Below are 24,920 nucleotides of genomic sequence, written 5' to 3'. Positions count from 1 at the left end.
CTCCGGTGTCATCGGCCCGGTGCCGTCAGCCCGGTGGCGGCCGCCAGGAAGGCGAGCTGGTCGGCGGCCAGGCCCACCGTGCGGCTGACCGCCCGGGCCCCGTGCCCCACCGACGTCTCCCGGCGCAGCACCACCGGTGCCTCGGCGCTCGTGGCCGCCTGCAGCGCGGCGGCGAGCTTGCGGGCGTGCAGCGGGTCGACGCGGGTGTCGGACTCGAAGGTCGTGAACAGCACGGCCGGGTAGGCGGTGCCGTCGCGGACGCCGTGGTAGGGCGAGTAGCCCAGCAGCCAGCCCAGCTCCACCGGGTCGTCGGCGGTGCCGTACTCGTCGTTCCAGGTCCGGCCCAGGCCGAAGCGCTCGTAGCGCACCATGTCCAGCAGCGGCGCGCTGCAGACGACGCCCGCGGCGAGGTCGGGGCGCTGGGTGAGCGTGGCGCCCACGAGCAGACCGCCGTTGGAGCCGCCCATCACCGCGAGCTGCCGGTGCGTCGTCCAGCCCTGCGCGACGAGGTGCTCACCGGCGGCGGCGAAGTCGTCGAAGACGTTCTGCTTGCGCTCGCGCATCCCGGCGCGGTGCCACTCCTCGCCGTGCTCGGAGCCGCCGCGCAGGTTGGCCACCGCCCACACCCCGCCGGCGGCGACCCAGGCCAGTGCCTGCGCCGAGTAGGCCGGGGTGAGGGAGACGTCGAACCCGCCGTAGCCGTAGAGGACGGTCGGGCGCGGGGTGTCGGGCTCCCCGGCGCGGGAGACGACGAACAGGTGCACCGGCGTCCCGTCGCGGGAGGTGGCGTGCGTCTCGACGACGGTCACGTCCGGCACCTCGCCGGCCACGGGCGCGCGCTCGTCCTCGGCCAGCGCCGTCGGCCGGGCGGCCTCCCAGCGCAGCACCGACGGCGGGGTGGCGAAGTCGGTGTAGCCGACCCAGGCGGTGGTGCCGCCCTCCGGCGGCGCGCTCACGCCCGAGACGCTGCCCGGCGGCAGCGCGGTCACCTCGGCCAGCCGGCCCGAGCCGTCGCCGGCCCAGACCGAGAGCCGGTCGGTGGCGTCGACGGAGTGGACGGCGAGCACCTGCAGCGACCCGTCGGTGCCGTCGACGAGGGCGACGTCGGAGAGCACGCCGTCGTCGGACTCGGGGACGACGTCGCGCCACGCCTCCGGTGCCCACGTCGCGGGGTCGGCGGGGTCGGCGACCGCGAGCCGCCACCGCGGGGTGCCGCGGTCGCTCATCAGCCACAGCCGGCCGTCGCGGGCCACCCAGGCGGCGGTCTGCGCGTCGACGCCGGCCTGGAACTCGCGCAGCGCGCCGTCCCCGGACAGGTCGGCCAGCCAGACGTCGTCGCGCGGGGCGGTGCCGGCCGACGCGGAGACGACCAGCCAGCGGCCGTCGGCGCTGGTGCGCACGCCGTAGTAGTTGGTGGGGTCCAGGCCCTCCCCGTGCACGAGCGCGTCGCCGTCGGGGTCGGCGCCGACCCGGTGGCGCCACACCCGGCGGTGGAACTGCTCCTCGCCGGCGGGCACCCGGTCCGGTGCGAGGCGGCGGACGTAGAACAGCTCCTCCCCGCCGGGCAGCCAGGCGACGGGGGAGTAGCGGCAGCGGTCGACCGGGCCGTCGAGCCGCTCGCCGGTGGCGACGTCGAGGACGTACAGCCGCGACTCCTCGTCGCCCCCGGTGGACAGCTGGTAGGCCAGCCGGTCGCCCTCCCACGACGGCGACCAGGCGTCGAGGGTGGTGGTGCCGGACGGGTCGACGGCCACCGGGTCGACCAGCACGCGCACGGTGCCGTCGGGCTCGCGCACGCGCAGGACGGCGTGCTCCTGGCCCGGGTCGCGCCGGGTGGAGAACGCGCGGCCGCCGCGGTGCACCGGGACGCCGACGGCGCCGGCGTGCACGAGCTGCTCGAGGCGGGCGGTGAAGGCCGGGCGCAGCGGCAGGGCGCCGAGGACGTCGGCGGCGAGGGCGTCCTGGGCCGCCGTCCAGGTCGCCGTCCGCGGGTCGTCGGGGTCCTCGAGCCAGCGGTAGGGGTCGGCCACGCGGTGGCCGTGCAGGTCCTCGACCAGGTCGAGCCGTTCGGCGTCGGGGTAGCGCACCCGCACGACCGTAACGGCCGGAGTCCGGGGGAGCGCGGCTTCCCGCGAGCGCCGGGTGCCCAGGTCAGGGCAGGATGGTCCTGCCCGCGGGCCGCCCTGGTATGGCGGTCCGGGGCGTCGGAGGTGCTCCGTGTCGCGTTCCGCGTCCGGGTCGTCGCCGGTGGGCCACCCAGGTCCGCGACGCGACCCCGTCCCCGTCCCCCGGCTGCCCGTGCCCTCGTCCGGCACGACGTCGGCCACGCTGCTGCTCAACGCCACCTACGAACCGCTGTGCGTGGTCTCCAGCCGCCGCGCGATCGTGCTGGTCCTGGCCGACAAGGCGGTGCCGGTCGACGCCGCCGCCGAGGTCGTCCACGCCGAGAGGGTGAGCCTGCCGGTGCCCGTCGTCGTCCGGCTGACCCGGTACGTGCGGGTGCCCTACCCGGCGCAGGTGCCGCTGTCGCGCCGGGCGGTGTTCACCCGCGACGGGCAGACCTGCGTCTACTGCGGCAGCTCGGCGACCAGCATCGACCACGTGGTGCCCCGCAGCCGGGGCGGCACGCACACCTGGGACAACGTCGTCGCCGCCTGCCGCCGGTGCAACCACACCAAGGCCGACCGCTCCCTGGCCGAGCTCGGCTGGAAGCTGCCGAACCCGCCCCGCACGCCCAGCGGGGCGGCGTGGCGGCTGCTCGGTGCGCGGACGGTGGACCCCCGCTGGCGGGAGTGGCTCGGCGTCCCCGAGAGCGTGTCGGCATGACGTCTGCGGGCACCGCCCGCCGGCTGTGGGCGCTGGCCGAGCCGCTGCACGCGGTCACCTACTTCGCCGACGAGACCCGCTCGGCGGCCGAGGAGGCCGGCGTGACCGGCTTCTGGGCGACGTACTTCGCGCTGCGCGCGGCGCCGCTGGGGCCGGTCGGGCCCGAGGTCGTGACGGCGACCTTCTACAACTTCGCCCCGGCCTTCGTCGCCCGCCGGGTCCCGGACGTGTGGTCGGCGGTGACCCCGGCGGAGGCCCTCGAGGCCCGGCTGGCCGCGGTCGACGCCGTGGTGCGCCGGGTGCTGGGGGAGTGGGTGGACTCGGCCGAGGCGGCGGAGGCCGCGGCGCTGGCCCGGGGGGCCGCCGAGGCGGTCGACCTGCCCGGGCGCCCGCTCGCCGCGGCCAACACCGGCCTGCCCTGGCCCGACCGGCCGCACCTGGTGCTGTGGCAGGCGGTGACGACGCTGCGCGAGCACCGCGGCGACGGGCACAACGCCGCGCTGCTGCAGCGCGAGGTGTCCGGTGCGGCCGCGCACGTGCTCGTGGCGGCGGCCGGGCGGGTCGACCGGGAGTGGCTGCAGCGCGCCCGCGGGTGGGACGACGACGCGTGGCACGCCGCCGCCCGCGAGCTCACCGACCGAGGCTGGCTCGACGGCGCGGAGCTGAGCGCCGAGGGGCTGGCGATGACCACCGCGATCGAGGCCGACACCGACCGTCTCGCCGTCGGGCCCTGGCGTGCACTCGGTGACACCGGCTGCGACCGGCTGGCCGAGCTGCTCGTCCCGGTGCGCCGCGCCGTCGTCGCCGCGGGGCTGTTCCCCGACCGCAACCCGATCGGCGTCGCCCCCGACGCCGTCTGACCCGGGCACCTCCGCGGAAGTGCCCGGACCCTCCCGTGCACTTCCGCGGAAGTGCACGGCTCAGGTGACGCGGGAGCGCTCCTGCGGGTAGTCGCGCCAGGCGCCGTCCTCGAGCAGGGCACGGAAGCGGTCGACGGCGTCCCAGACGTCGACGAACCGCGTGTACAGCGGGGCCGGGCCCAGCCGCACCCGGTGGGGAGTGCGGAAGTCGGGGACGACGCCGCGGTCGACCAGCGCCTGGGTCAGCTGCCACGCCGCCGGGTGCGCCAGCGTCACGTGCGACCCGCGGCGGGCCGGGTCGCGCGGGCTGGCCAGCACCGTCCCGTGCGGGGTGAGGCAGGCGTCGGCCAGCGCCACCAGCAGGTCGGTCATCGCCCGCCCCTTGGCCGCCAGCCGGTCGATCCCGGCCTCGGCCACCAGCGCGGCGCCCACCTCCACCGCCGCGGCGGCGAGCACCGGCGGGGTGCCGACACCGAAGCGGTCGATGCCGGGTGCCGGGTCGTAGGCCGGGCCCATCGCGAACTGGTCGCGCTGACCGAACCAGCCCCAGATCGGCTGCCGCAGCTGCTCCTGCAGCTCCCGCCGCACGTAGAGGAAGGCCGGCGCCCCGGGCCCGCCGTTGAGGTACTTGTAGGTACAGCCGACGGCGAGGTCGACGCCGGTGGCCGCGAGGTCCAGGGTCACCGCTCCCGCCGCGTGCGAGAGGTCCCAGAGCACCAGCGCGCCGGCCTCGCGCGCGGTCGCCGTGACCGCCGCGACGTCGGCCAGCGCCCCGGACCGGTAGGCCACCACCGACAGCACGACGACGGCGACCCGCTCGTCCAGCGCGCCGGCCAGCACCGCCGGGTCGAGGCCCTCGTCGACGTCGGCGGGCACCTCGCGGACGGTCATCCCGCGGGCGGCGGCCACCCCGGCGACGACGTAGCGGTCGGTGGGGAAGTCGTCGGCGGAGCACACCAGCACGTCGCGGCCGGGGCGGGCGTCGGCGGCGGCCACGAGCAGCTTGTAGAGGTCGACCGACGTGGAGTCGGCCAGCAGCACCTCGCCGGGCCGGGCCCCCAGGACGCCGGTGCCGATGACGTCGCCGACCCGCGTGCCGACGTCGATCCACGACGCCCACGAGCCCACCAGCCCGCGGCCCCACTCCTCCTCGGCGATCCGGGCCAGCGCCGCCGGGGTGTCCAGCGGCATGCGGCCCAGCGAGTTGCCGTCGAGGTAGAGCAGCCGGTCGGGGCCGTCGTCGTCGGTGCCGGCGAAGCGGCTGCGGAACCCGGCGAGGGGGTCGGCGTCGTCGAGCGCCTCGGCGGCGGCGCGGGTGAGGTCCACGGGTCCTGTGTACCGGCCCCGGCTAGCGTCGCCCCCCGTGACGCAGCTGCACGACCTCACCGCACTGGAGCAGGCGGCCGCCGTCCGGGCGGGGGACGTGAGCCCCACCGAGCTGGTGCGGCACGCCCTGTCCCGGATCGAGGCGCTCGACGGCGGGCTCGGCGCCTTCGTCACCGTCACGCCCGAGCGGGCGCTGGCCGCCGCCGCGAGGGCCGACCGGGTGGCGCGGCGCGGGGGCGAGCTGCCGCCGCTGCTGGGCGTCCCGACCGCGATCAAGGACCTCAACAACACCGCCGGCGTGCGCACCACGTTCGGCTCCACGGTCTTCGCCGACTTCGTCCCCACCGTCGACGACGCCGTCGTCACCAAGCTCGCCGCCGCCGGGACGATCAGTCTGGGCAAGACGAGCACGCCGGAGTTCGGGTTCCCCTGCTACACCGACAACGACCTCGTCGGCCCCGCGCGCTGCCCCTGGGACCCCGCCCGGCTGGCCGGCGGCTCCAGCGGCGGGGCGGCGGTGGCCGTCGCCGCGGGGATGTTGCCCGTCGCGCAGGGCAGCGACGGCGGCGGCTCGATCCGCATCCCGGCGAGCGTCAACGGCCTGGTCGGCATCAAGCCGGCCCGCGGCCGGGTGAGCAACGCGCCGTTCGGCAGCGACGTCACGGGGCTGGGCACCAACGGCCCGATCGCCCGGACCGTGCGCGACGCCGCGGCCCTGCTCGACGCGATGGCCGGGCCGGTCACCGGCGACGCGGCCTGGGCACCGCCGCTGCCGCCGGGGGAGACGTTCCTCGGCGCCGCGGACCGGCCGGTGGGGCGGCTGCGGATCGGCCGGGTGCTGGAGTCCCCGATGCCCGGCGCGGTGGTGCAGCCGGAGGTCGCCGCCGCGCTCGACGACGCCGCGCGGCTGCTCGGGTCGCTCGGGCACGAGGTCACCGACGTGCCGGGCGGCCTGCTGACCCCCGACGTCCTGGGCGCCTTCGAGCGGGTGTGGTCGCTGTCGGGGACGCTGCTGCCGGTGCCGCCGGAGCGGGCGGGGGAGCTGCGGCCGCTCACCCGGGAGCTGCGCGCCCGCGGGCTGGCCCAGACGGCGCAGTCGGCGATGGAGGCGCTCACCGCGCTGCGGCTGTTCTCCCGCCGCTACGTCCAGGCCACCGACGCCTTCGACGTCCTGCTCGCGCCGGTGACCACCATGACGCCGCGACCGCTGGGCTGGTTCGACGCCGACGGCGACGGCGCGGCCGACTTCGAGCGCCAGAAGCGCTACGCCGCCTTCACCGCGCTCTACAACGTCACCGGCCAGCCCGCCGTCAGCGTGCCGCTGCACTGGACCGACGACGGCCTGCCGGTGGGCACGATGCTCGTCGGGCGCCCGGCCGACGAGGTCACGCTGATCGCGCTCGCCGCGCAGCTGGAGCAGGCCCGGCCGTGGGCGCACCGGCACCCGCCGTGCTGGGACGCCGACGCATAGGTGATCACCCCGGGCGGTAGATTCCGGGTCGTGACCGTCGTCGAGACCCTGCTCGTCTTCCTCGTCGCGCCGCTGGCCGTGTACCTCCTGCTGTGGGCGCTGACCTACCTGCCGGGCGGACGCAAGCGCCAGGGCGTCCGGTACAAGCCGGGCCAGCCGTGGGACCACGAGCCGGTCTGGTACGAGCCGCAGCCGGCGAACGCCCCCACGCACGCCGCGGGCCACGGTGACACCCAGGCGGTCGGGTCCTCGCTGTACGGCGAGCCCGCGGCGATCGGCTCCGGCGACGGGCACGGCCCCGGCGCGGGGGTCGCGACCGCGCACGGGGCGACGGCGGCCGGGTCCCCGGACCACGGGTCGACCATCGGTTCCCACGTGATCGCCTCGGACTCCTCGCCCGCACCTGCCGCCGTCGGCCCGCTCGGCGGCGCGCGCGGGACCTGGTGACCCGATGAGCCGCACCCACCCCACGACCCACTCCGGAGGCCGGCGATGACCCGCGTCCTGCAGGCCGAGGCCCACGACACGGGCACCGTCGACACCGCGCCCAACCGGGCCGACGAGGGCTACGACACGATCTTCAGCTACCGGGAGCTCGCCCGGCTCGACGAGGCGCTGACGATGGCCTCGCGCGAGACGGGGCTGCGCTTCACGCTCTGGATCGGCGACCTCGGCCCGAAGACCCGCATCCGCGCCGAGGAGCTGCACGCCCGCGGCGGCGACCCGGCGAACTCGGTGCTGCTCGCCGTCTCGCCGGGGCAGCGGGTGATCGAGGTGGTCACCGGCCCCGCGTCCGCCCGCCGGCTGCCCGACCGGGCCTGTGCCCTGGCGGTGCTGTCGATGACGAACTCGTTCGCCTCCGGCGACCTCGTCGGCGGCATCGTCAACGGCCTGCGGCAGCTGTCCGACCAGGCGGGCCACCCGCGCAGCGCGCGCACCCACTGACACCCGGGGCGAGCGCCCCGACCGACGCCGGGAGCCCGGCCGGACACCGTCCGGCCGGGCTCCCGCCGTTCCTGCCCCGCCCCGGCTCCCGCCCGCAGGCGGCGGAGCTGCCTTTATCGCGATATCGGCTCCCGTTCCCGGGCGGCGGAGGTGCCTTCATCGCGACGAAGGCTCCCGTTCCCGGGCGGCGGAGGTGCCTTCATCGCGACAAAGGCTCCCGTTCCCGGGCGGCGGAGCTGCCAATGTCGCGACAAAGGCACCTGCGGGGGACACGGCGGAGGGCCCGGGAGGACGCCGTCCTCCCGGGCCCTCGTGGCCGTGCGGGTCAGTTCGCGGCGGCGTCCCGCTGCCGGGCGCGCAGCGCGCGGGCGATGCCGTCGCGGCCCTCGGTCACCAGCCGGCGCAGCGGCGCGGGCTGCCCGTCCTGCCCGAGCCAGGCGTCGGCGGCCTGCAGCGTGCGCTCCTCGACCACCGGCGGGAACAGGTACTGGACGGCGTTCTTCGCGATCTCACCCGGGCGGCGCTCCCACATCGGGCCGATCTCGGCGAAGTAGCGGTCGACGTACCCGGCGGTGAGCTCGCGCTGCGCGGGGTGCCAGAACCCGGCCACCAGCGCCTCGTGCACGGCGTTGGGGACGTCGGGGTCGTGGAAGGCCCGCTTCCACGCCTCCTCCTTGGCCTCCGCCGTCGGCCGCAGCGCCCGCGCGGTCGCGGCCCGCCGGGCGCCGGTGGCGGTGGCGTCCCGCTCGGCCTCGGCGTCGATCTCCGCGTCGCCGGCCGCATCGATCGCGACCAGGCCGTTGAGGAAGGCCCAGCGCGCGTCGGCGTCGACGGCCAGGCCCTCGACCGTCCGCGACCCGTCGAGCAGCCCGCGCAGCACCGCGGCGTGCTCCTCGGTCCGCGCGGCGGCGGCCAGGGTGCGCGACCACTGCAACTGCACGTCACTGCCCGGCTCGGCCGACTCCAGCTCCTGCAGCGCCTTGTCGGCCAGCGCCGTCCAGCCGGTGGGGGCCCAGGCCGGGTCGGCGTAGGAGGTCAGCGCCGACTGCACCCGCGCCAGCAGCGACTGCACCACGCTGATCTCGGTCTCGGCGTCGATGCCGGCCAGCACCAGCTGCACCCACTCGCGGGCGGGCAGCTCGGCGTCGCGGGTCATGTCCCACGCCGCCGACCAGCACAGCGCCCGCGGCAGCGAGTCGGGGAGGGTGCCGATCGCCTCGCGCAGCGTGGCCAGCGAGCGCTCGTCGAGCCGCAGCTTGGCGTAGGTGAGGTCGTCGTCGTTGACCAGCACGAGGTCGGCGGCCGGGTGGCCGACCAGGTCGGGCACCTCGGTCCGCCCGCCGTCGACGTCGAGCTCCACCCGGGTGGTGCGGGTCAGCCCCTCGGGACCGCGGTCGTAGAGGCCCACGGCCAGCCGGTGCCGGCGCAGCACGGGGTGCTCGGGGACGGCGGTCTGCTCGATGGCGAAGGAGGTGTAGCGGCCGTCGCCGCCGACCTCGGCCACCGGGCGCAGCGTGTTGACCTGGCTGGTCTCCAGCCACTGCCGGGACCACTCGGTGAGGTCGCGGCCGGTGGCCTCCGACAGCGGGTCGAGCAGGTCGGCCAGCGTGGTGTTGCCGTACTCGTGGGTGCGGAAGTACCGGCGGATGCCGGCGAGGAACTCCTCGCGGCCGACGTAGGCCACCAGCTGCTTGAGCACCGAGGCGCCCTTGGCGTAGGTGATCCCGTCGAAGTTCACCTCGACGGCGGCGACGTCGACCATGTCGGCGGCGATCGGGTGGGTCGAGGGCAGCTGGTCCTGCGCGTAGGCCCAGGCCTTCTCGGCGTTGGCGAAGGTGGTCCACGCGGTCGTGTACTCGGTGGCCTCCGCCTGGCACAGCGTGGAGATGTAGGTGGCGAAGGACTCGTTGAGCCACAGGTCGTCCCACCAGCGCATGGTCACCAGGTCGCCGAACCACATGTGCGCGAGCTCGTGCAGCACCGTCTCCGCGCGGCGCTCGTAGGTGGCCCGCGTGGCCCGCGACCGGAAGACGTAGTCCTCGAGGATGGTCACCGCGCCGGCGTTCTCCATCGCCCCGGCGTTGAACTCCGGCACGAACAGCTGGTCGTACTTGTCGAACGGGTACGGGTAGTCGAAGACCCGCTGGAAGAACTCGAAGCCCTGCTTGGTGACCCGGAACAGCTCGTCGGGGTCGAGGTGCTCGGCCAGCGAGGCGCGGCAGTACAGCCCGAGCGGGATGTCCTCGTAGGCGTCGGTGACCCGCGCGTAGGGGCCGGCGACCAGCGCGAACAGGTAGGTCGACAGCCGCTTGGTGGCGCCGAAGTGCACCAGCTGCGACCCGCCGGGACCGGCCTCGATCGTGCGGTCGCCGGTGTTGGACACGACCTGCCAGTCGAACGGCGCGACGACGTGGACGGTGTAGGTGCCCTTGAGGTCGGGCTGGTCGAAGCAGGCGAAGACGCGCTTGGCCTCGGCCGGCTCGAAGTGCGTGTAGAGGTAGACCTGGCCGTCCTCGGGGTCCTGGAAGCGGTGCAGGCCCTCCCCGGAGTTGGAGTACCGGCAGTCGGCGTCGACGACGAGGGTGTTGTCCGCGGCGAGGTCGGGCAGCGGCAGGCCACCCTCCTCGGTGTAGGTGGAGACGTCGAGCTCCACCCCGTTGAGCGTGGCCGAGCGGACGGTGTCGGCGACCAGGTCGACGAACGAGCCGGCGCCGGGCTCGCGGCAGGTGAAGGTCACCGTCGTCGTCGAGCGGAAGGTCCCGGCGCCCGGGCGCCCCTCGCCGTCGGTCAGGTCGAACGCCAGGTCGTAGCTGTCGACGGCCAGCAGGCGGGCGCGCGCGGCGGCGTCGTCGCGGGTCAGGTTGGGTACGGCCACGCCCGGCAGCTTCCCACGGCCGTCCGACACGCCCGGCGGCGACGGGGGAACAACCGCCCGGCCGGGGCACTTGCGAGCGGTGGACGGGCCGCCGCGGCCGGCGGCCGGACGACGACGAAGGGCGGGTTCCCGCGATGACCGAGGCAGTGCAGAGCGCCCCCACGAAGGCCCGGGTGGACTTCTGGTTCGACCCGCTGTGCCCGTGGGCCTGGCTGACCAGCCGCTGGGTGCTCGAGGCGGCGAAGGTCCGCGACATCGACCTGCACTGGCACGTCATGTCGCTGTCGGTGCTCAACCGCGGGCGGGACCTGCCGGAGGAGTACCAGCAGATGATGGAGCAGGCGATCGGCCCGGTCCGGGTCGCGATCGCCGCCGCGGAGAAGCACGGCGAGGAGGTCCTCGGCGACCTCTACACCGCCATGGGCGCGCTGCGGCACCACGAGGGCAAGGAGCTCGACGAGATCATCGCCCCGGCGCTGGAGCAGGTCGGCCTGCCGGCCGAGCTCGCCGAGGCGGCCGGCTCCACCGAGTACGACGAGGCGCTGGAGAAGAGCCACCACGCGGGCATGGACCCGGTCGGCGACGACGTCGGCACGCCGGTGATGCACATCGACGGCGTCGCGTTCTTCGGCCCGGTCATCAGCAAGGTGCCCACCGGCGAGGACGCCGGCCGCGCCTTCGACGGCGCCGTGCTGCTGGCCAACCTCCCCGACTTCTGGGAGCTCAAGCGCACCCGCACCTCCGGGCCGGACATGTCCTCGGTGCCCGCCGACGCGCTGCAGCTGACCCGCCGCTGACTCCCTCCGTGCACTTCCGCGGATCTGCCCGGTGCACTTCCGCGGAAGTGCACGCCGGTGCGGGCACATCCGCGGAAGTGCACGGGCCTCAGCGCAGCCGGGCGGCGGCGACCCGCATCGTCGCCGCGTCGTAGGGCCCCCGGTGCAGGTCCCCGGCCCGGACCGCGGCCAGCGCCGCGAGCAGCTCCTCCCGCTGGGCCCCGACGAAGTCCGCGTCGACCACGGCGCCGTGCCCCGGGACGACCGCACCCCGCGCGAGCGCGTGCAGCCGCCCCAGCGTCGCCGGCCACTCGGTGGGGAAGGCGTCGTCGAAGGCGGGCGGGGCGCCCTCCTCGACCAGGTCGCCGGCGAACACGGTCCCGTCCTCCACCTCGACGACGAGGTCGTGCCCGGTGTGCCCGCGACCGAGGAACCGCAGCACCACCTCGACCCCGCCGACGTCGAGCACCGCCACGTCGTCGACCAGCGCGTCCGGCGGGTCCAGCGGCGCGCGCCGCACCTGCTCGGCGGCGTCGTCGTCGCCGGCGGCGCGCAGCTCGGCGACCCGCGCCGCCCGCTGCGCCTCCCCGGTGGCCCGCAGGGCGGCCGCGCAGCCGCGCGTGCCCCACACCGTCGCCGGCCGGAACGCCGCGTTGCCGAAGCAGTGGTCGTAGTGGGCGTGGGTGTTCACGACCGTCCACGGGTGGGGGGTCACCCGCCGGACGGCGGCGGCGAGGTCGGCGGCCTCGGCCAGGGACGAGCGGGTGTCGACGACGAGCGGAAGGACCCCGTCCTCCCCACCCCTCGCACGCTCGGGGCGGGACCCGGGACGGGGCCGACACGCCGTCGGCGACTTCGGTGAAGCTCACCAGCAGATCCGCATCGGCCGGCCGCGGGCGTCGGTCGACCCGTCGCCGACACACTCCGCGGCGCCGTCGGACGCCCGCCGCGCCGACCACGCGGCCGCGCAGGCGTCGAGCGCGTCGACGGCGGGCACGCCCTCCGGTGCCTCGGACAGCGCGTCCAGGACGTCCATCACCGGCGTGAGCGCGCGCAGCCGCTGTCCCTGGCCCCGCGCCGTGGACTTGGGGTCGCGCACCCGGTCGTCGAGCTGCCGGAACGCCAGCTCCGGGTGCACCTCGTGGACTCGAGGGTCGGCCGGCTCCCCGAGGGCGTCGTCGAGGTCGCGGATCGCCCGCGTCAGCTGGAAGGACTGCGCCGACAGTGATCGCCCGCGGGTCGCCGCGACCGACAGCTCGCGGGCATGGGCGTAGTCGCGGGCGCCGAGGACCGCCCGCACCGGGGCGGGGAACACCGAGCTGCCGGCCCGGCCCAGCCGCCGGCGGGCGGCGACGTCGCAGGCGCGCACGCCGTCGTCGGACAGGCCGATCGGCATGTCGACGGCGACCACCTCCACGCCGGGCACGGCGAGGACGGCGGCGGCGTCGGGCAGGTCCAGCAGGCGGACCGACCGCCCCTTGAGCAGCGCCCCCACCCACCGCCCGCGCCAGCCGTCGACCCCGAGCACCGCCACGGGCCGACCCTGACAGACTCGGCCCATGCGCGTCTTCGTCGGCACCGACCACGCCGGGCTGGAGTTCAAGGAGCACCTCAAGCAGGCGCTCACCGAGGCCGGTCACGAGCCGGTCGACTGCGGCGCCTTCGACTACGACCCGCAGGACGACTACCCGCCGTTCTGCATCGAGGTCGGCGAGCGCGTGGTGGTCGAGCCGGGCAGCCTCGGCGTGGTCATCGGCGGCTCGGGCAACGGCGAGCAGATCGCGGCCAACAAGGTGCCCGGCGTGCGCGCCGCGCTGGTGTGGAACACCGAGACCGCGCAGCTGGCCCGCCAGCACAACGACGCCAACGTCGTCTCCGTCGGCGCCCGGCAGCACTCCGTCGAGGAGGCCACCGCGCTGGTCATGGAGTTCCTCCGCACCCCGTTCAGCGGCGACGAGCGGCACGTCCGGCGGATCGGGCTGATCTCCGACTACGAGCAGAACCGCCACCGCCCCGCCGGCGGCCTCCCGACCCGCGGCGACGTCGTCTAGCCCGGACCGGTCCGGTCACCCAGCGGTGGCGGACAGCGCTGCGGCACGACTCGTGAGGAGGTCGACCCCGTAGCAAACCGGGCGTCCGGCGCGGCGCGGTGCGGTGCGTACATCCCCAACGGACCCCCGCTCGCCGGCGATACTCGGCTCGTTCCGCAACCGCTTCGCCCGGAGGTGTCGTGAGGCGGCAGCTCGCCAAGGCAGTGGGTTGGGCGTGTCACGGGCACCCGGACTCCGCGCCGATGCTCAACGAGCCGGGAAAACAGCTCCTCCGAGCCGTCTCCTGGTGGACCCTGGCCGCCGGTCTGTCGTCGGTCCCCCTGGGGTGGCTCTCTCTCCTGCAGGCCCTGCGACCTCAGCAGGCTGTCGTGATGCCCGCCCTGGCGGGGCTCCTGCTCTACGTCGCCTTCCCGCTCCTCACCAGTGTGGGCGTCTTCCTGCTCCTTCTGTGCGGCCTGCTGCCTCCCCGGCCAGTTCCTCCCCCTCTGTACGAGCCCTCGACGCCTGGCGCGTCGTGAACCCGTGGCTCTTCGGCCTCTTCTCCGCGTTCTGCGGGCTGCTGGCCCTCGTCTGCGGCTGGGCGGCGGTCTGCAACACGAGACGCTGGCAGGAGGGCCGCGGCCGCCCGCTCATCACCGTGACCGCCGAGCAGTTGGCTGGGCTCCCGGCCGAGTGGCCGCTGTCGAAGCGCAGATGGCCGCGGCCGTCGGCGGATGGTGGTGGAACGCCTCCTGCCATCTGGGGCGCGTACGGCCGCCTCGCTGAACGTCGGCTGCGGGCTTGCCGATTGGTGTCTCAGGCCTGCTTGGTGGTCGCGGGTGCATGGCTCAGCCTCCGCCTCGCACCACTCGCCTCGGCGATCACGGAGGACGTGCGTGCGTCCCAGACCGGGTCTGCAGCACTGAGCTTCGAGCGTGGGCTGACGGTGTGGCGGGTCCTGCTGCCCGAGATCCCGCTGATCGGGGTCTTCGTGGTCGGCCTGATGACGTTGTCCCTCGCCGACGGTTACGAGGCGGTCAAGACCGAGTACGAACGGGCCCGAGAGGTGCCGATCGAGTGAGCTCCACCGACCGAGGAGTGGTCCGGCTCCTGGCTCGGTCGATCAGAACTCGTCCGGGCACCACGGGGTGACCGGCCAGCGGAACGCCGTGGCGGCCTGGGTCACCGCGCCCGGGCTGACCTCGGTCACCCGGCCGGCGGCCTGCAGCGTCGCCAGCGACACCCCGCCGAGGTAGGCCGCGCCCAGCGCCTCGACGTCGACCACGAGGTCGGCGTCGGCCTCGGTGCGGGCGCACCACGCCCCCGCCGGGTGACCGCGCAGCCACCAGCGGCCGTCGTTCCAGGGGCAGGTGCGGTCGCGGACCTCGATGACCAGCTCGACCACGGCGGGGTAGCGGCGGGCGGCCAGGGCGCGGCCGACGTCGACCAGCCGGACCCACAGTGCGTCGAAGGGTTGCGAACGCAGCGCCCGCGGCTCGGCCAGCAGGTGCCGCAGCGGCTCGTCGGGCGAGGCGGTCGACGCGCGCACGGTGCGCACCAGGTCCAGCGACAGCACGAACCGCCACAGGGCCGCGTGCGCCGCGGGTGAGGCGCCGCGCAGCTCCTCGACGTCGACCGTGCCGTCGGGCTGGCCGTCGTCGGTCCAGTGCGCCTTGACCCGGTAGGCGGCGTAGCCGGTGACCGCCCCGTCGGCCTCGGTGTGCAGCAGGTACCGGCGCTCGGTGGCGCCGCGGCGCTGGCCGGGGTCGTCCTCGAGCAGCCGGCCCCACCAGCGCTCGTCGCGGGCCAGGTTGCCCGGCACCGAGCGGCGCAGCCGGTCGTGCAGGCCGACGACGGCCGCGCGGTAGTCGTCGACGCCGACCAGCGCCACCCGCCCGGTGCCCAGGTCGACGTCGGGCCGCAGCCGCATCCGCGCGACGTCGCCGGACAGGCCGCCGCGCCAGGTGGCCGGGGCGTAGCCGAAGCGGCCGTAGATCGACGACTCCGAGGCCCACAGCGCCGCGACCGGCTCCCGCTCCTGCTCGTGCAGCTCGGTGAGCTGGCGCCGCATGATCGCCGTCAGCACGCCGCGGCGCCGGTGCGTCGGCGCCACGCTCACCCACGTGACCGCGGCGCACGGGACGACCCCGCCGGGCACCGTCAGCTCCCGGGTGTAGACGCCCGAGGTGGCGACCACGCGGTCGCCCTCCCACAGGCCCAGCGACCGGTCGAGCTCGGCGGTGACGGGGACCCTCTCGAGGAACGAGCCCGGCGGCTCCTCGCCGAAGGTGTCGAACAGGGCGCGGCCGAAGGCCGGCCACTCCTCGGCGGTCGCGGGGCGCAGGTCGGCGGCGTCGGTCACCCCTGCTGTCTACTGGGCGGGGACGACGCCCCGCGACCGTGTTCTGCGGTGCCACGATGCCCGCGTGCAGGAGCGGCGGCCGGTCGGGTGGTGGGTCAGGCGGCTCGACGAGCTGCTCGAGCGGGGCCTCGACGGCGTCGTCGCGGGGGAGGGGCTGACCCGCCGGCACTGGCAGCTGCTGCAGTCGGTGGCCGGCGGCCCGGTACCGCGGGCGGACCTGCACACCGCGCTGGCCGGTTTCGCCGGCCCGCGGGACCTCGACGCCGCGCTCGCCGACCTGGCCGCCCGCGGCTGGCTGGCCGACGACGCCGGGACGCTCGCGCTCACCGCGGACGGGCGGACGGCGCACGAGCGGCTGGCCGCCGCTGTGGGGGCGTTCCGCCGCCGCGTGGCCGACGGGCTGACCGCCGAGGAGTACGCCGCCGTCGTGGCCGGGCTGGCGCGGATGGTGGCCAACGTCGAGCAGGCGCTGGCCGATCAGCCGCGCAGGTAGGCCAGCGTCGCCATCACCCGGCTGTTGCGGTCCTCGTCGGGGGCCAGGCCGAGCTTGGCGAAGATCCGCTGCGTGTGCTTCTCCACGGCGCCGGGGGTGACCACCAGGACCCGGGCGATCGCGGTGTTGGAGTGCCCCTCGGCGATCAGCCCGAGCACCTCGCGCTCGCGCGCCGTCAGCCGGCGCACCGGGTCGTCGGCGCGGCGGCGGGCGAACAGCTGGGCCACCACCTGCGGGTCGAGCACCGTGCCGCCGGCGACCACGTCGTCGAGCGCGGCCAGCAGCTGGTCGAGGTCGGTGACCCGGTCCTTGAGCAGGTAGCCGGCGCCGCCGCGGCCGTCGGCCAGCAGCTCGTCGGCGTAGGCCACCTCGACGTACTGCGAGAGCACCAGCACCGCCGTCCCCGGCACCGCCCGGCGCACCTCGACGGCGGCGCGCAGCCCCTCGTCGGTGTGGGTGGGCGGCATCCGCACGTCGACGACGGCGACGTCCGGCCGCAGCTGGCTCACCGCGCGCACCAGCGACGGGCCGTCGCCGACCGCCGCCACCACGGTGGTGCCCGCCTCCTCGAGCAACCGGACCAGCCCCTCGCGGAGCAGGACCGAGTCCTCGGCGAGCACCACCCGCAGCGGCCGGCCGGCCTCGCTCACGCCCACGGCAGCTCGGCGACCGTGCGCGTCGGACCGCCGGGCGGGCTGTCGACGGTCAGCACCCCGTCCACCGCGCGCAGCCGGTCGGCCAGCCCCGCCAGGCCGTGGCCGGGCACCGTCAGCGCACCGCCGGCGCCGTCGTCCTCGACCACCACCCGCAACAGGTCGCCGGACCGGCCCACCTCGACCCGGCACACCCGCGCCCCGCTGTGCTTGGCGACGTTGGCCAGCGCCTCGCTGACGACGAAGTAGGCGGTGTTCTCGGTGGCCGGGGCCAGGCGCTGTTCCGGCAGGTCGACGGCGATCTCGACCGGTACCGGCGAGCGGGCGGCCACCGCGGCCAGCGCGGCGGCCAGGCCGCGGTCGGCCAGCACCGGCGGGGCGATGCCGCGGGACAGCGCGCGCAGCTCCTCCAGCGCCTCGCGGGCCAGGACGCCGGCCTCGGTGATCGTCGTGCGGGCGGCGGCGGGGTCGCGGTCGAGCTGCCGCTGCGCCCGGGAGAGGTCCATGCCGAGGCGCACCAGGTGCTGCTGCGGGCCGTCGTGGATGTCGCGCTCCAGGCGCCGCAGCGCCACGGCCTCGGCGGCGACGGCGGCGTCGCGGCCGCGGGAGAGCCGGCCGATCTCGGCCTGGGTGGCGGCCCGGGAGGTGAGCAGCACCCGGCCGAGCTGGGCCTGCAGCAGCGCGACGCCGCGGACCACGACGGGCAGCAGCACCGCGGCCACGACGCCCAGCGCCACGTACAGCAGGATGCGCCGGGCCGGGGAGGAGTCGAACCCGAGCAGCTCGAGCAGGTCGGAGTTCTCCGGGTCGGCCGACGGGTCGGGCAGCGCCCAGTCCCAGGCCCAGTAGGTCAGCCCGCCCAGCGCCAGCGCCCACATCGTCACGGTGACCGAGAAGGCCAGCACCGCCACCGGCAGCCGGAGCACCGCGTGCAGCGCGTCGAGCCAGGACTGCGGGTCGCGCAGCGGGGTCAGCAGCCGGCGCACCCGGCCGCCGTCGGGCATCAGGTAGGCCGGCCGGGGCACCGGGCGGCCCAGCACCGCCGGCAGTTGCGCCCGCTCGGCGGTGGCCAGGCCGCGGGCGGCCAGCAGCGTCCCGGCGAGGACGGCGACCCCGACCCAGATCACCAGCGTGCCGACCCCGACCGCCACGCCCGTGACGACGAGGGTGAAGGCGAACACGCCGATCGGCAGCGACAGCAGCGCGTAGCCGGAGTCCAGCAGGGTCTGGCGCGCCACGCGGGAGCGGTAGGGAGCGGTCGCGGTGGGCATCACGAGGGTCTCGCTGGTCATGACCCGAGCCTGCCGACGCGCCGCCGGCCGGCCGATCCCGTCACCCGGTCGATCCGCTGTCGGGCTGGCCCGACAACCGCTGCCCCAGCCGCTCCGTCTCCGTCCATGTCGAGCGCCGATCGTCCCGGCGGCGGGCGGCGGTGTCCAGGACGTCGCTACTGTCGAGGCGCCGGGCGCGCCGCCGCCGTCGCGCTCCCCGCGACCGGGTGCCCGGCGGACGGAGGTGCCGCGCGTGCGCCATCGGGCCGCCCCCCTCGCCCTGAGCGCCCTGCTGCTCGCCGCCGGGTGCACCTCCTCCGGCGGCGGTGCCGACGGCGGGGACGCCGAGCCGGCGAAGGCCGCCACCGCCGCCCCCGGCGAGCGGCTGACCGTGGTCGCCGACGCCGAGCCCGTCGCCGCCGCGGTCAGCGCCAGCCGGGCGCTGTTCGAGGAGTCCGGCGTCGCCGTGGTCGCCCCCGCAGGCGACACCGCGGCCACGCTGCTGGCCTCGTCCGCGGCCGTCGGCCTGGGCGTCCCGCTGCTCCTCGACCCCGAGGGCGAGGGCTCCGACGACGCGGTCGCCACCGAGCTCGACCGGCTGGGCGCCGGCACCGTCCTCGCGGTGGGGACCGAGACCGCGCCCGGGGACGCCGAGGTCGTGTCCGTCCCGGCCACCGCCGACGCCGTCGCCGCGGCCACCGGCCTCGACCTCGCCGACGCCGACCCGGTGCCCGCCGGCGGTGAGGCCGCCGCCGTCGCCGCCCTCGAGCCGGACGCGCCCGCCGCGCTGCGCCCCGAGGACGCCGGGGAGCCGGCCGGCGGCGAGGCCTCCGGGGAGCCGGCCGGCGGCGAGGCCTCCGGGGAGCTGCCCGAGGTCGAGCGCGGCGAGCCGCTGGAGACCACCGTGGTCCTCGCCGACGGCGACCCCGCCGCGCTGGCCGGCGTCGCCACCGCCCGGGCCGCCGGCGCGCGGGTGCACGTCACCGAGGGGCAGGCCGACCCGCGCTCCTCCGGGGACGTCGTCGAGGCGGTGGCCGGCGCGGACACCGTCGTCGCCCTGGGTGCCGCCTTCGGCGCCGAGGAGGGGCTGGACTGGAAGCTGGAGACCGCCGCGACCGGCACGCAGCTGCCCGGCGGTGGGCAGCTGCTGTTCCCGGAGCACTTCATGGTGGCCCTCTACGGGCACCCGGGCACCGCCTCGCTCGGCGTGCTGGGGGAGCAGGACGTGCAGGCGTCGATCCAGCGGGCCCGCGACCACGCCGCCCCCTACGAGGCCCTCGTGCCCGACGCCACCGTCGTCCCGTCCTTCGAGATCATCGCCACGGTGGCCTCGGCGTTCCCCACCGACGGCAACGACTACTCCTTCGAGACCCCGGTCGACGAGCTGCGGCCCTGGGTGGAGGCCGCCGGCGCCGCGGGCCTCTACGTCGTGATCGACCTGCAGCCCGGCCGCGCCGACTTCGTCAGCCAGGCCGAGCTGTACCGCCCGCTGCTGGAGCTGCCGTACGTGGGGCTGGCCCTGGACCCGGAGTGGCGGCTCGCGCCGAACGAGGTGCACCTGACCCAGATCGGCTCGGTCGGCATCGAGGAGGTCAACCGGGTGGTCACCTGGCTGGCCGACCTCACCCGCGAGAAGCGGCTGCCGCAGAAGCTGCTGGTCCTGCACCAGTTCCGGGTGGACATGATCCCCGACCGCGCGCAGGTCGACCTGTCCCGCGACGAGCTGGCGGTCATGGTGCACGTCGACGGGCAGGGCTCGCAGCCGGCCAAGCAGGACACCTGGCGGGTGCTGCAGGGCGTCGGCCCGCAGGGGCTGAACTGGGGCTGGAAGAACTTCTACGACGAGGACGTCCCGATGCTCACCCCGGAGGAGACGATCGCCCAGGTCTCCCCGCGTCCCCAGCTGATCACCTACCAGTAACACGCCGGAGGCGTGACGGAACCATCCGTCACCGGTTACCGTCCCCCGGCGCCCGCGACCGCCGGGCGCGAGAACGCGAGGGGACGACAACCGCATGCAACGACGCAGGAACTGGGCTCTCTCGGCCGGGGTGGCCGTGCTGGCCGTGGCCGCCGGGGCGACGACGCCCGCGGCGGCCGCGCCGCCCGGCCCGTCCGACGAGCTCGACATCACCCTGCTGGCCACCACGGACCTGCACGGCCGGGTCCAGGACTGGGACTACTTCAAGAACGCGCCCTACACCGAGCGCTCCGGGGACGCGACCGGCCTGGCGCGGGTCGGCTCGGTCGTCGACCAGGTGCGCGCCGAGGAGGGCGACGAGCGCGTCCTCGTCGTCGACAACGGCGACTTCCTGCAGGGCACGCCGCTGAGCTACTACTACGCGCGCCAGGAGCCGGTCACCGAGACCGGCGCCGAGCACCCGATGGCCGCCGCCTACGACGCGATCGGCTACGACGCCCAGGTCGTGGGCAACCACGAGTTCAACTACGGGCTGGACCTGCTGCAGGCCTACACCGACGACGTCGACCACCCGGTGCTGGGCGCGAACGTCCTCGACGCCGCCACCGGTGAGCCGTACCTGCCGCCCTACACCCTGCAGAAGGTGCAGGTGCCCGGTCACAAGCCGGTGACCGTCGGCATCCTGGGTCTCACCACGCCCGGCTCGGCCATCTGGGACCGCGCCAACGTCGAGGGCCGGGTCGAGTTCCAGGACATGGTCACCGCGGCGGAGCACTGGGTGCCGATCGTCGACCGGCAGGCCGACGTCGTCGTGGTGCTGTCGCACGCGGGCGTGGGCGGGACGTCCTCCTACGGGCCCGACGCCGCCCCGACCGAGAACCCGACCGACGTCATCGCCCGCACGGTGCCCGGCATCGACGCGATGGTGGTCGGCCACACCCACCTCGACAAGCCGTCGCAGACCGTGCGCAACGAGGTGACCGGCGAGGACGTCGTGCTCACCCAGCCCTACCGCTGGGGTGCCACCGTCAGCCGGGTCGACGTCGCGCTGGCCAAGACCCGCGGGCAGTGGGACGTCACCGGCGTCACGGCCGAGGCGCTGCGGACCAAGGACCACCCCGAGGACCCCGAGGTGCTCGCCGCGACCGCGCAGGCGCACGAGACCACCGTCCGCTACGTCAACCAGGTCGTCGCCACCTCGGCGCAGGCCCTGTCGGCGGCCACCAGCCCCTGGGCGGACACCCCGATCCTCGACTTCGTCCAGGACGTCCAGACCGACACCGTCGACGCCGCGCTCGAGGGGACGGAGTACGCCGACCTGCCGGTGCTGTCGATCGCCGCGCCGTTCAGCCGGACGGCGACCTTCCCGGCCGGTGACGTCACGGTCCGGGACATCGCCGGGCTCTACGTCTTCGACAACACCCTCGAGGCGGTGACCCTGACCGGTGCCCAGGTGCGGCAGTACCTCGAGTACTCGGCCCGGTACTACGAGCCGGCGCCGGCCACCGGCGCGGTCGACCCGGCGACGCTGACCAACGCCGTGGTCCCCGAGGCCCCGAACGGGATCCCCGACTACAACTACGACCAGCTGTCCGGCGTCACCTACGACGTCGACGTCACGCGGCCGGTCGGGTCGCGGATCGTGGGCCTGTCGTACGACGGGCAGCCGGTGGCCGACGACGCCCGGTTCGTCGTCGCGGTGAACAACTACCGGCGCTCGGGTGGGGGCGGCTTCCCGGGCATCTCGACCGCGCCCGTGGTCTACAACGAGCAGCAGGAGATCCGCCAGCTGCTCATCGAGCGCGCGCAGTCGACCGGCGTCATCGACCCGGCGGACTTCGCCGTCGAGAACTGGCGCCTCGTGCGCGACGGTCAGCCGCTGCTGCCGTGAGCTGGGTGCGCTCCCCGCCCGGACGGGCGGGGAGCGCACTCCGGGTCTCCCGTTCGGTCGGTACCCCGTGGTGGACTGCACGCCTCGCCGACGGAGGACGCCGACGGGGGTGCCGACCAGGGAGGGAGCCCGGAGTGACCAGCGTGCTGAGCGGGGTGTCCGGTGAGATCGACCCACGGTTGCTGGAGCACCGGCGCGAGCTGACCGGGTACTGCTACCGGATGCTCGGGTCGGGCTTCGACGCCGACGACGCGGTGCAGGAGACGCTGGTCCGGGCGTGGAAGAGCCTGGCCGACTTCGAGGGCCGCTCCTCGCTGCGCTCCTGGCTCTACCGCATCGCCACCAACGTCTGCCTCGACCAGCTCTCCGGCCGGCAGCGCCGGGCGCTGCCGATGGACCTCTCGGGCCAGTCCTGGTCGCCGGTGGAGGCCTCGCTGGCCGCCAAGCGGCCGGCCGAGGCCTGGGTCGAGCCGGTCCTCGACCGGCAGGTCCTCCCCGAGGACGGCGACCCCGCCGAGCGGGCGGTGGCGCGGGAGTCGGTGCGGCTGGCCTTCGTGGCGGCGCTGCAGCACCTGCCGCCCCGCCAGCGCGTCGTGCTGCTGCTGCGCGACGTGCTGCGCTGGCACGCCGACGAGGTGGCCGAGCTGCTCGACACCACGGTCGCCTCGGTCAACAGCGCGCTGCAGCGGGCCCGCGCCACCCTGGCCGCGATGGGCGGCGCCCCCGAGGAGCGGCCCCTCGACGCCGACCACCGCGAGCTGCTCGCCCGCTACCTCGACGCGTTCGAGCGCTACGACATCGACGCGTTCGTCGAGCTGCTGCACCAGGACGCCACCCAGCACATGCCGCCGTTCGAGATGTGGCTGGGCAGCGCCGCCGACATCGGCACCTGGATGCTGGGCCCCGGCAGCGGCTGCCGGGGGTCCCGGCTGCTGCAGATCGAGGCCAACGGCAGCCCCGCGGTGGCCCAGTACCGGCCCACCGCCGACGGCGGCCACGCGCCCTGGGCGCTGCACGTGCTGGAGATCGAGGACGGCCGGATCCGGCACATCACCAGCTTCCTCGACCTCGACAACGACCTCTTCCGCCGGCTCGGCCTGCCCTCCGCCGAGGAGCTGGACCAGGCCCGCTCCTGACGTCTGCCCGTCCCGACCGCCGCTCCACCCACCGGGTGGGGCGGCGGTCGTCGTTCGTGCCCGGAGTGGTCGACGCGTACACCCCCTGGGGGGTGCAACGGGCGGCATCGACCGAGGAGGACGAGATGACAACGCCGTCGTGGTGTCGGTGCCGGGGGCCATGGCGGCCGGCCTGTCCTCGGCGCTGTTCTGGCTGTCGCCGGCCGGCGCGTTCGCCGTCGCCTTCCTGGTCACCACCCCGGTCAACCGGTGGCTGACGGGCCGCGGCCGCGGGCACGCCGTCGTCCACGCCTACCACTGACCGCCACCGGCGGCCGTCCTCCGCGGAGGACGGCCGCCGGTGCGGGCCGGAGGGTCCCCGAGCCCGGGGACAGCCGCCGGTTCAGGCCGGTGCGTACAGCCGCACCACGGAGTCGAGGTGGTGCAGCACGGGGCCGGCGGTCGCCGGCTGGCTGCGGAAGGCGATGTACCCGTCGGGCCGGACCAGGTACAGCGACTCCGCCGCGGCGCCGTAGCGGCGGTGGGCGTCGCGGTCCGGGTCGAGGAGCACGTCGACGTCCCCGAGCGCGTCGGGCCTGCGGTCCCCGGGCACCACGACGTGGGCGCGGACGTCGTCGCCGAGCGCCGACTCCACCTGCCGTGCCGTCGCGGCCAGCCGCCGGTACCCGGCGTCGGTCGTGGCGGGGCCGTCGAACAGCAGGAGCGTGAAACGCGGGCCCCGGAAGAGGTCGAACAGCCGCGTCGGCGCGCCGCCGTCGCCCGAGCGTCCCTCGGCGTCGGGTGCCCGGTCGCCGGCGCGCGGGCCGCGACGGAACCGGACGGCGTCGACCGGGCCGGGTGCCTCCCCGTCGCCGGCCAGGACCACGGTGCCCGCCTCGCCGGCCAGCGAGCCGCCCCGGTAGCCCACGTCGAGCTCGGCCACGCCGTCGAGGAGCCGGTCCAGCACCACCGGCAGCCGGAGGGCCGGCACGAGCACCCGGTCCCGGACGAAGGTCGTGACCGGACCCGGGGAGAACAAGACGCTGTGGCCCAGGTCGCTGCCGGTGAGCACCGCACGCGCGACGGGCATCCGCTCCTCCTCGTAGGTGTCGAGGAGGGAGTCGCCGGCGCGGCCTCGGAGGACGGCTCCGAGCTTCCAGCCCAGGTTGTACGCGTCCTGGATCCCGGTGTTCATGCCCTGCCCGCCGGCGGGGCTGTGCACGTGCGCGGCGTCGCCGGCCAGGAACACCCGCCCGGCCCGGTAGCGGTCGACGATGGCCACGCGGGGGCTGAAGTCCGACAGCCACGTGGCCTCGCTCACCCGCACGTGCCCGAAGCCCCGCTCGGCGAACCGGTGCTGGAACAGCTCCGGGGACGCCGTCTCGAGGTCGCCGGAGGCGTCGGGCCGGACACCGGTCTGGACCTGCCAGGTCCCCGTCCCGTCGAGCGGATCGGCGGCGAGGTAGCCGTCGTCGTCGAACCAGGCGAACGACGAGCCGTCGTCGGGCAGGCCCTCGATCCGGACGTCACCCAGGGCGAAGTGCTCCTCGTGGTCGTCGCCGAGCAGGGGGATGCCGACCAGCGCCCGCACCCGGCTGCTCCCGCCGTCGCACCCGACGACGAAGGCCGCCCGGATCCGCTCGACCGCGCCGGTCGGGCCGTCGGTCACGACGGCGGTGACCCCGTCGTCGTCCTGGTCCAGGCCGGTCAGCTCCCGCCCGGCCTCGACGGCGCCGCCCAGCTCCGACAACCGCGTCCGCAGCACCTGCTCGGTCCGCCACTGCGGCAGGACGACCAGGTTCGGGTACGGGACCCCGGGCTGCGGCGGGCGTGCGGGCACGTCCAGGTCCAGGGCGGGCCGGCCCCCCGAGTACAGGTGCAGGTGGTGGTGGGTCCGGCCGGCCGCCAGGGCGGCCGCGACGACCCCGAGGTCGTCGAGGACCTCCAGACTGCGCGGTTGCAGGCCCTTCCCCCGGGACCGGGTGTGCGGCGACGGCGCGCGGTCGACGACCCTGCAGTCCACGCCGCGGCGCCGCAGGTCGCAGGCCAGCGTGAGCCCGGTCGGGCCGGCGCCGACGACGAGGACGTCGGTGCTGGTGTCCATG

General features: G+C 75.9%; 22 protein-coding genes. 13 read left to right on the top strand and 9 right to left on the bottom strand.

What is annotated here, in order from left to right; all coding sequences use genetic code 11:
• Positions 1–8 precede the first annotated feature (8 nt).
• Positions 9–2,087, bottom strand: coding sequence for a prolyl oligopeptidase family serine peptidase (locus CHC04_RS22095; RefSeq protein ID WP_089406165.1), 2,079 nt, complete (start codon positions 2,085–2,087; stop codon positions 9–11).
• A 211-nt stretch (positions 2,088–2,298) separates the two neighbouring features.
• Between CHC04_RS22095 and CHC04_RS22090 the strand changes: the two genes are divergently transcribed.
• Entirely contained in the window at positions 2,299–2,826 is a 528-nt protein-coding gene (locus CHC04_RS22090) for an HNH endonuclease (protein ID WP_089406121.1), read from the top strand.
• On the top strand, positions 2,823–3,686 hold the full coding sequence (locus tag CHC04_RS24390; RefSeq protein ID WP_089406120.1) for an SCO6745 family protein: 864 nt from the start codon (positions 2,823–2,825) through the stop codon (positions 3,684–3,686). Before CHC04_RS22090 ends, CHC04_RS24390 begins: the two co-directional genes overlap by 4 nt.
• Positions 3,687–3,746: 60 nt before the next feature.
• On the opposite strand, the gene kynU is transcribed toward CHC04_RS24390, so the two are convergent.
• Entirely contained in the window at positions 3,747–5,012 is a 1,266-nt protein-coding gene (gene kynU / locus CHC04_RS22080) for a kynureninase (protein ID WP_089406119.1), read from the bottom strand.
• A gap of 37 nt (positions 5,013–5,049) precedes the next feature.
• On the opposite strand from kynU, the gene CHC04_RS22075 reads away from it, so the two are divergent.
• From CHC04_RS22075 to CHC04_RS22065, 3 genes are read left to right on the top strand one after another with little or no spacing between them, the layout of a single operon-like run.
• Positions 5,050–6,483 carry an amidase gene (locus tag CHC04_RS22075; protein WP_089406118.1) on the top strand — a complete coding sequence of 478 codons (1,434 nt, stop codon included), beginning with the start codon at positions 5,050–5,052 and terminating at the stop codon, positions 6,481–6,483.
• A gap of 30 nt (positions 6,484–6,513) precedes the next feature.
• On the top strand, positions 6,514–6,930 hold the full coding sequence (gene ctaJ / locus CHC04_RS22070; RefSeq protein WP_089406117.1) for an aa3-type cytochrome oxidase subunit CtaJ: 417 nt from the start codon (positions 6,514–6,516) through the stop codon (positions 6,928–6,930).
• Between the two features lie 45 nt (positions 6,931–6,975).
• Positions 6,976–7,428: a DUF5130 family protein gene (locus tag CHC04_RS22065; RefSeq protein ID WP_089406116.1), complete on the top strand. Its 453-nt coding sequence runs from the start codon at positions 6,976–6,978 to the stop codon at positions 7,426–7,428.
• Between the two features lie 325 nt (positions 7,429–7,753).
• On the opposite strand, the gene pepN is transcribed toward CHC04_RS22065, so the two are convergent.
• The gene (gene pepN / locus CHC04_RS22060; RefSeq protein WP_089406164.1) at positions 7,754–10,303 is read right to left on the bottom strand and encodes an aminopeptidase N; all 2,550 of its coding nucleotides are present in this window, start codon (positions 10,301–10,303) and stop codon (positions 7,754–7,756) included.
• Between the two features lie 134 nt (positions 10,304–10,437).
• On the opposite strand from pepN, the gene CHC04_RS22055 reads away from it, so the two are divergent.
• Positions 10,438–11,100 carry a mycothiol-dependent nitroreductase Rv2466c family protein gene (locus CHC04_RS22055; RefSeq protein ID WP_089406115.1) on the top strand — a complete coding sequence of 221 codons (663 nt, stop codon included), beginning with the start codon at positions 10,438–10,440 and terminating at the stop codon, positions 11,098–11,100.
• 88 nt (positions 11,101–11,188) lie between these two features.
• Here CHC04_RS22055 and CHC04_RS22050 read toward each other — a convergent pair whose 3' ends face one another.
• Both CHC04_RS22050 and CHC04_RS22045 read right to left on the bottom strand, forming a co-directional pair.
• Entirely contained in the window at positions 11,189–11,794 is a 606-nt protein-coding gene (locus CHC04_RS22050; RefSeq protein WP_245817651.1) for an MBL fold metallo-hydrolase, read from the bottom strand.
• A 150-nt stretch (positions 11,795–11,944) separates the two neighbouring features.
• Positions 11,945–12,613, bottom strand: a complete 669-nt coding sequence (locus tag CHC04_RS22045; RefSeq protein WP_089406113.1) for a DUF429 domain-containing protein — start codon at positions 12,611–12,613, stop codon at positions 11,945–11,947.
• 25 nt (positions 12,614–12,638) lie between these two features.
• On the opposite strand from CHC04_RS22045, the gene CHC04_RS22040 reads away from it, so the two are divergent.
• Both CHC04_RS22040 and CHC04_RS22030 read left to right on the top strand, forming a co-directional pair.
• Positions 12,639–13,130 (top strand): ribose-5-phosphate isomerase, encoded by a 492-nt coding sequence (locus CHC04_RS22040; RefSeq protein WP_089406112.1) that lies wholly within the window; start codon positions 12,639–12,641, stop codon positions 13,128–13,130.
• A 514-nt stretch (positions 13,131–13,644) separates the two neighbouring features.
• Complete coding sequence (locus tag CHC04_RS22030; protein ID WP_089406110.1) at positions 13,645–14,190, top strand: hypothetical protein; 546 nt, start codon at positions 13,645–13,647, stop codon at positions 14,188–14,190.
• 42 nt (positions 14,191–14,232) lie between these two features.
• Here the strand turns inward: CHC04_RS22030 and CHC04_RS22025 are convergent, their stop codons facing one another.
• Entirely contained in the window at positions 14,233–15,471 is a 1,239-nt protein-coding gene (locus CHC04_RS22025) for a GNAT family N-acetyltransferase (RefSeq protein ID WP_089406109.1), read from the bottom strand.
• A 64-nt stretch (positions 15,472–15,535) separates the two neighbouring features.
• On the opposite strand from CHC04_RS22025, the gene CHC04_RS22020 reads away from it, so the two are divergent.
• Positions 15,536–15,964, top strand: a complete 429-nt coding sequence (locus CHC04_RS22020; RefSeq protein WP_089406108.1) for a hypothetical protein — start codon at positions 15,536–15,538, stop codon at positions 15,962–15,964.
• On the opposite strand, the gene CHC04_RS22015 is transcribed toward CHC04_RS22020, so the two are convergent.
• A complete protein-coding gene (locus CHC04_RS22015; RefSeq protein ID WP_245817649.1) occupies positions 15,949–16,614 on the bottom strand; it encodes a response regulator in 666 nt (221 codons plus the stop codon). The two genes, CHC04_RS22020 and CHC04_RS22015, sit on opposite strands and share 16 nt — an antisense overlap.
• On the bottom strand, positions 16,611–17,909 hold the full coding sequence (locus CHC04_RS22010; protein ID WP_089406107.1) for a sensor histidine kinase: 1,299 nt from the start codon (positions 17,907–17,909) through the stop codon (positions 16,611–16,613). Before CHC04_RS22010 ends, CHC04_RS22015 begins: the two co-directional genes overlap by 4 nt.
• A gap of 232 nt (positions 17,910–18,141) precedes the next feature.
• On the opposite strand from CHC04_RS22010, the gene CHC04_RS22005 reads away from it, so the two are divergent.
• The 4 genes from CHC04_RS22005 to CHC04_RS23765 all read left to right on the top strand — a co-directional run bounded on the left by CHC04_RS22005 (position 18,142) and on the right by CHC04_RS23765 (position 23,137).
• On the top strand, positions 18,142–19,809 hold the full coding sequence (locus tag CHC04_RS22005; RefSeq protein WP_089406106.1) for a hypothetical protein: 1,668 nt from the start codon (positions 18,142–18,144) through the stop codon (positions 19,807–19,809).
• A 94-nt stretch (positions 19,810–19,903) separates the two neighbouring features.
• Entirely contained in the window at positions 19,904–21,700 is a 1,797-nt protein-coding gene (locus CHC04_RS22000; RefSeq protein WP_089406105.1) for a bifunctional metallophosphatase/5'-nucleotidase, read from the top strand.
• 134 nt (positions 21,701–21,834) lie between these two features.
• Complete coding sequence (locus tag CHC04_RS21995) at positions 21,835–22,836, top strand: sigma-70 family RNA polymerase sigma factor (protein ID WP_089406104.1); 1,002 nt, start codon at positions 21,835–21,837, stop codon at positions 22,834–22,836.
• A 139-nt stretch (positions 22,837–22,975) separates the two neighbouring features.
• A complete protein-coding gene (locus tag CHC04_RS23765; protein WP_245817646.1) occupies positions 22,976–23,137 on the top strand; it encodes a DUF4396 domain-containing protein in 162 nt (53 codons plus the stop codon).
• An 81-nt stretch (positions 23,138–23,218) separates the two neighbouring features.
• Here CHC04_RS23765 and CHC04_RS21990 read toward each other — a convergent pair whose 3' ends face one another.
• The gene (locus CHC04_RS21990) at positions 23,219–24,919 is read right to left on the bottom strand and encodes an FAD-dependent monooxygenase (RefSeq protein ID WP_089406103.1); all 1,701 of its coding nucleotides are present in this window, start codon (positions 24,917–24,919) and stop codon (positions 23,219–23,221) included.
• Position 24,920 lies beyond the last annotated feature (1 nt).

The sequence above is a fragment of the Geodermatophilus saharensis genome, from assembly GCF_900188205.1.
GTDB classification, from domain to species: domain Bacteria; phylum Actinomycetota; class Actinomycetes; order Mycobacteriales; family Geodermatophilaceae; genus Geodermatophilus; species Geodermatophilus saharensis.
The sequence above is the reverse complement of the archived record's forward strand: the minus strand, read 5'-3'. Positions and strand labels throughout refer to the sequence as shown.

Coding starts and splice junctions, on each gene's coding strand:
- CHC04_RS24390 (WP_089406120.1), top strand. CDS start 2,823: ATGACGTCTGCGGGCACCGCCCGCCGGCTGTGGGCGCTGGCCGAGCCG.
- CHC04_RS22065 (WP_089406116.1), top strand. CDS start 6,976: ATGACCCGCGTCCTGCAGGCCGAGGCCCACGACACGGGCACCGTCGAC.
- CHC04_RS22055 (WP_089406115.1), top strand. CDS start 10,438: ATGACCGAGGCAGTGCAGAGCGCCCCCACGAAGGCCCGGGTGGACTTC.
- CHC04_RS22040 (WP_089406112.1), top strand. CDS start 12,639: ATGCGCGTCTTCGTCGGCACCGACCACGCCGGGCTGGAGTTCAAGGAG.
- CHC04_RS22010 (WP_089406107.1), bottom strand. CDS start 17,909: ATGACCAGCGAGACCCTCGTGATGCCCACCGCGACCGCTCCCTACCGC.
- CHC04_RS22000 (WP_089406105.1), top strand. CDS start 19,904: ATGCAACGACGCAGGAACTGGGCTCTCTCGGCCGGGGTGGCCGTGCTG.
- CHC04_RS21990 (WP_089406103.1), bottom strand. CDS start 24,919: ATGGACACCAGCACCGACGTCCTCGTCGTCGGCGCCGGCCCGACCGGG.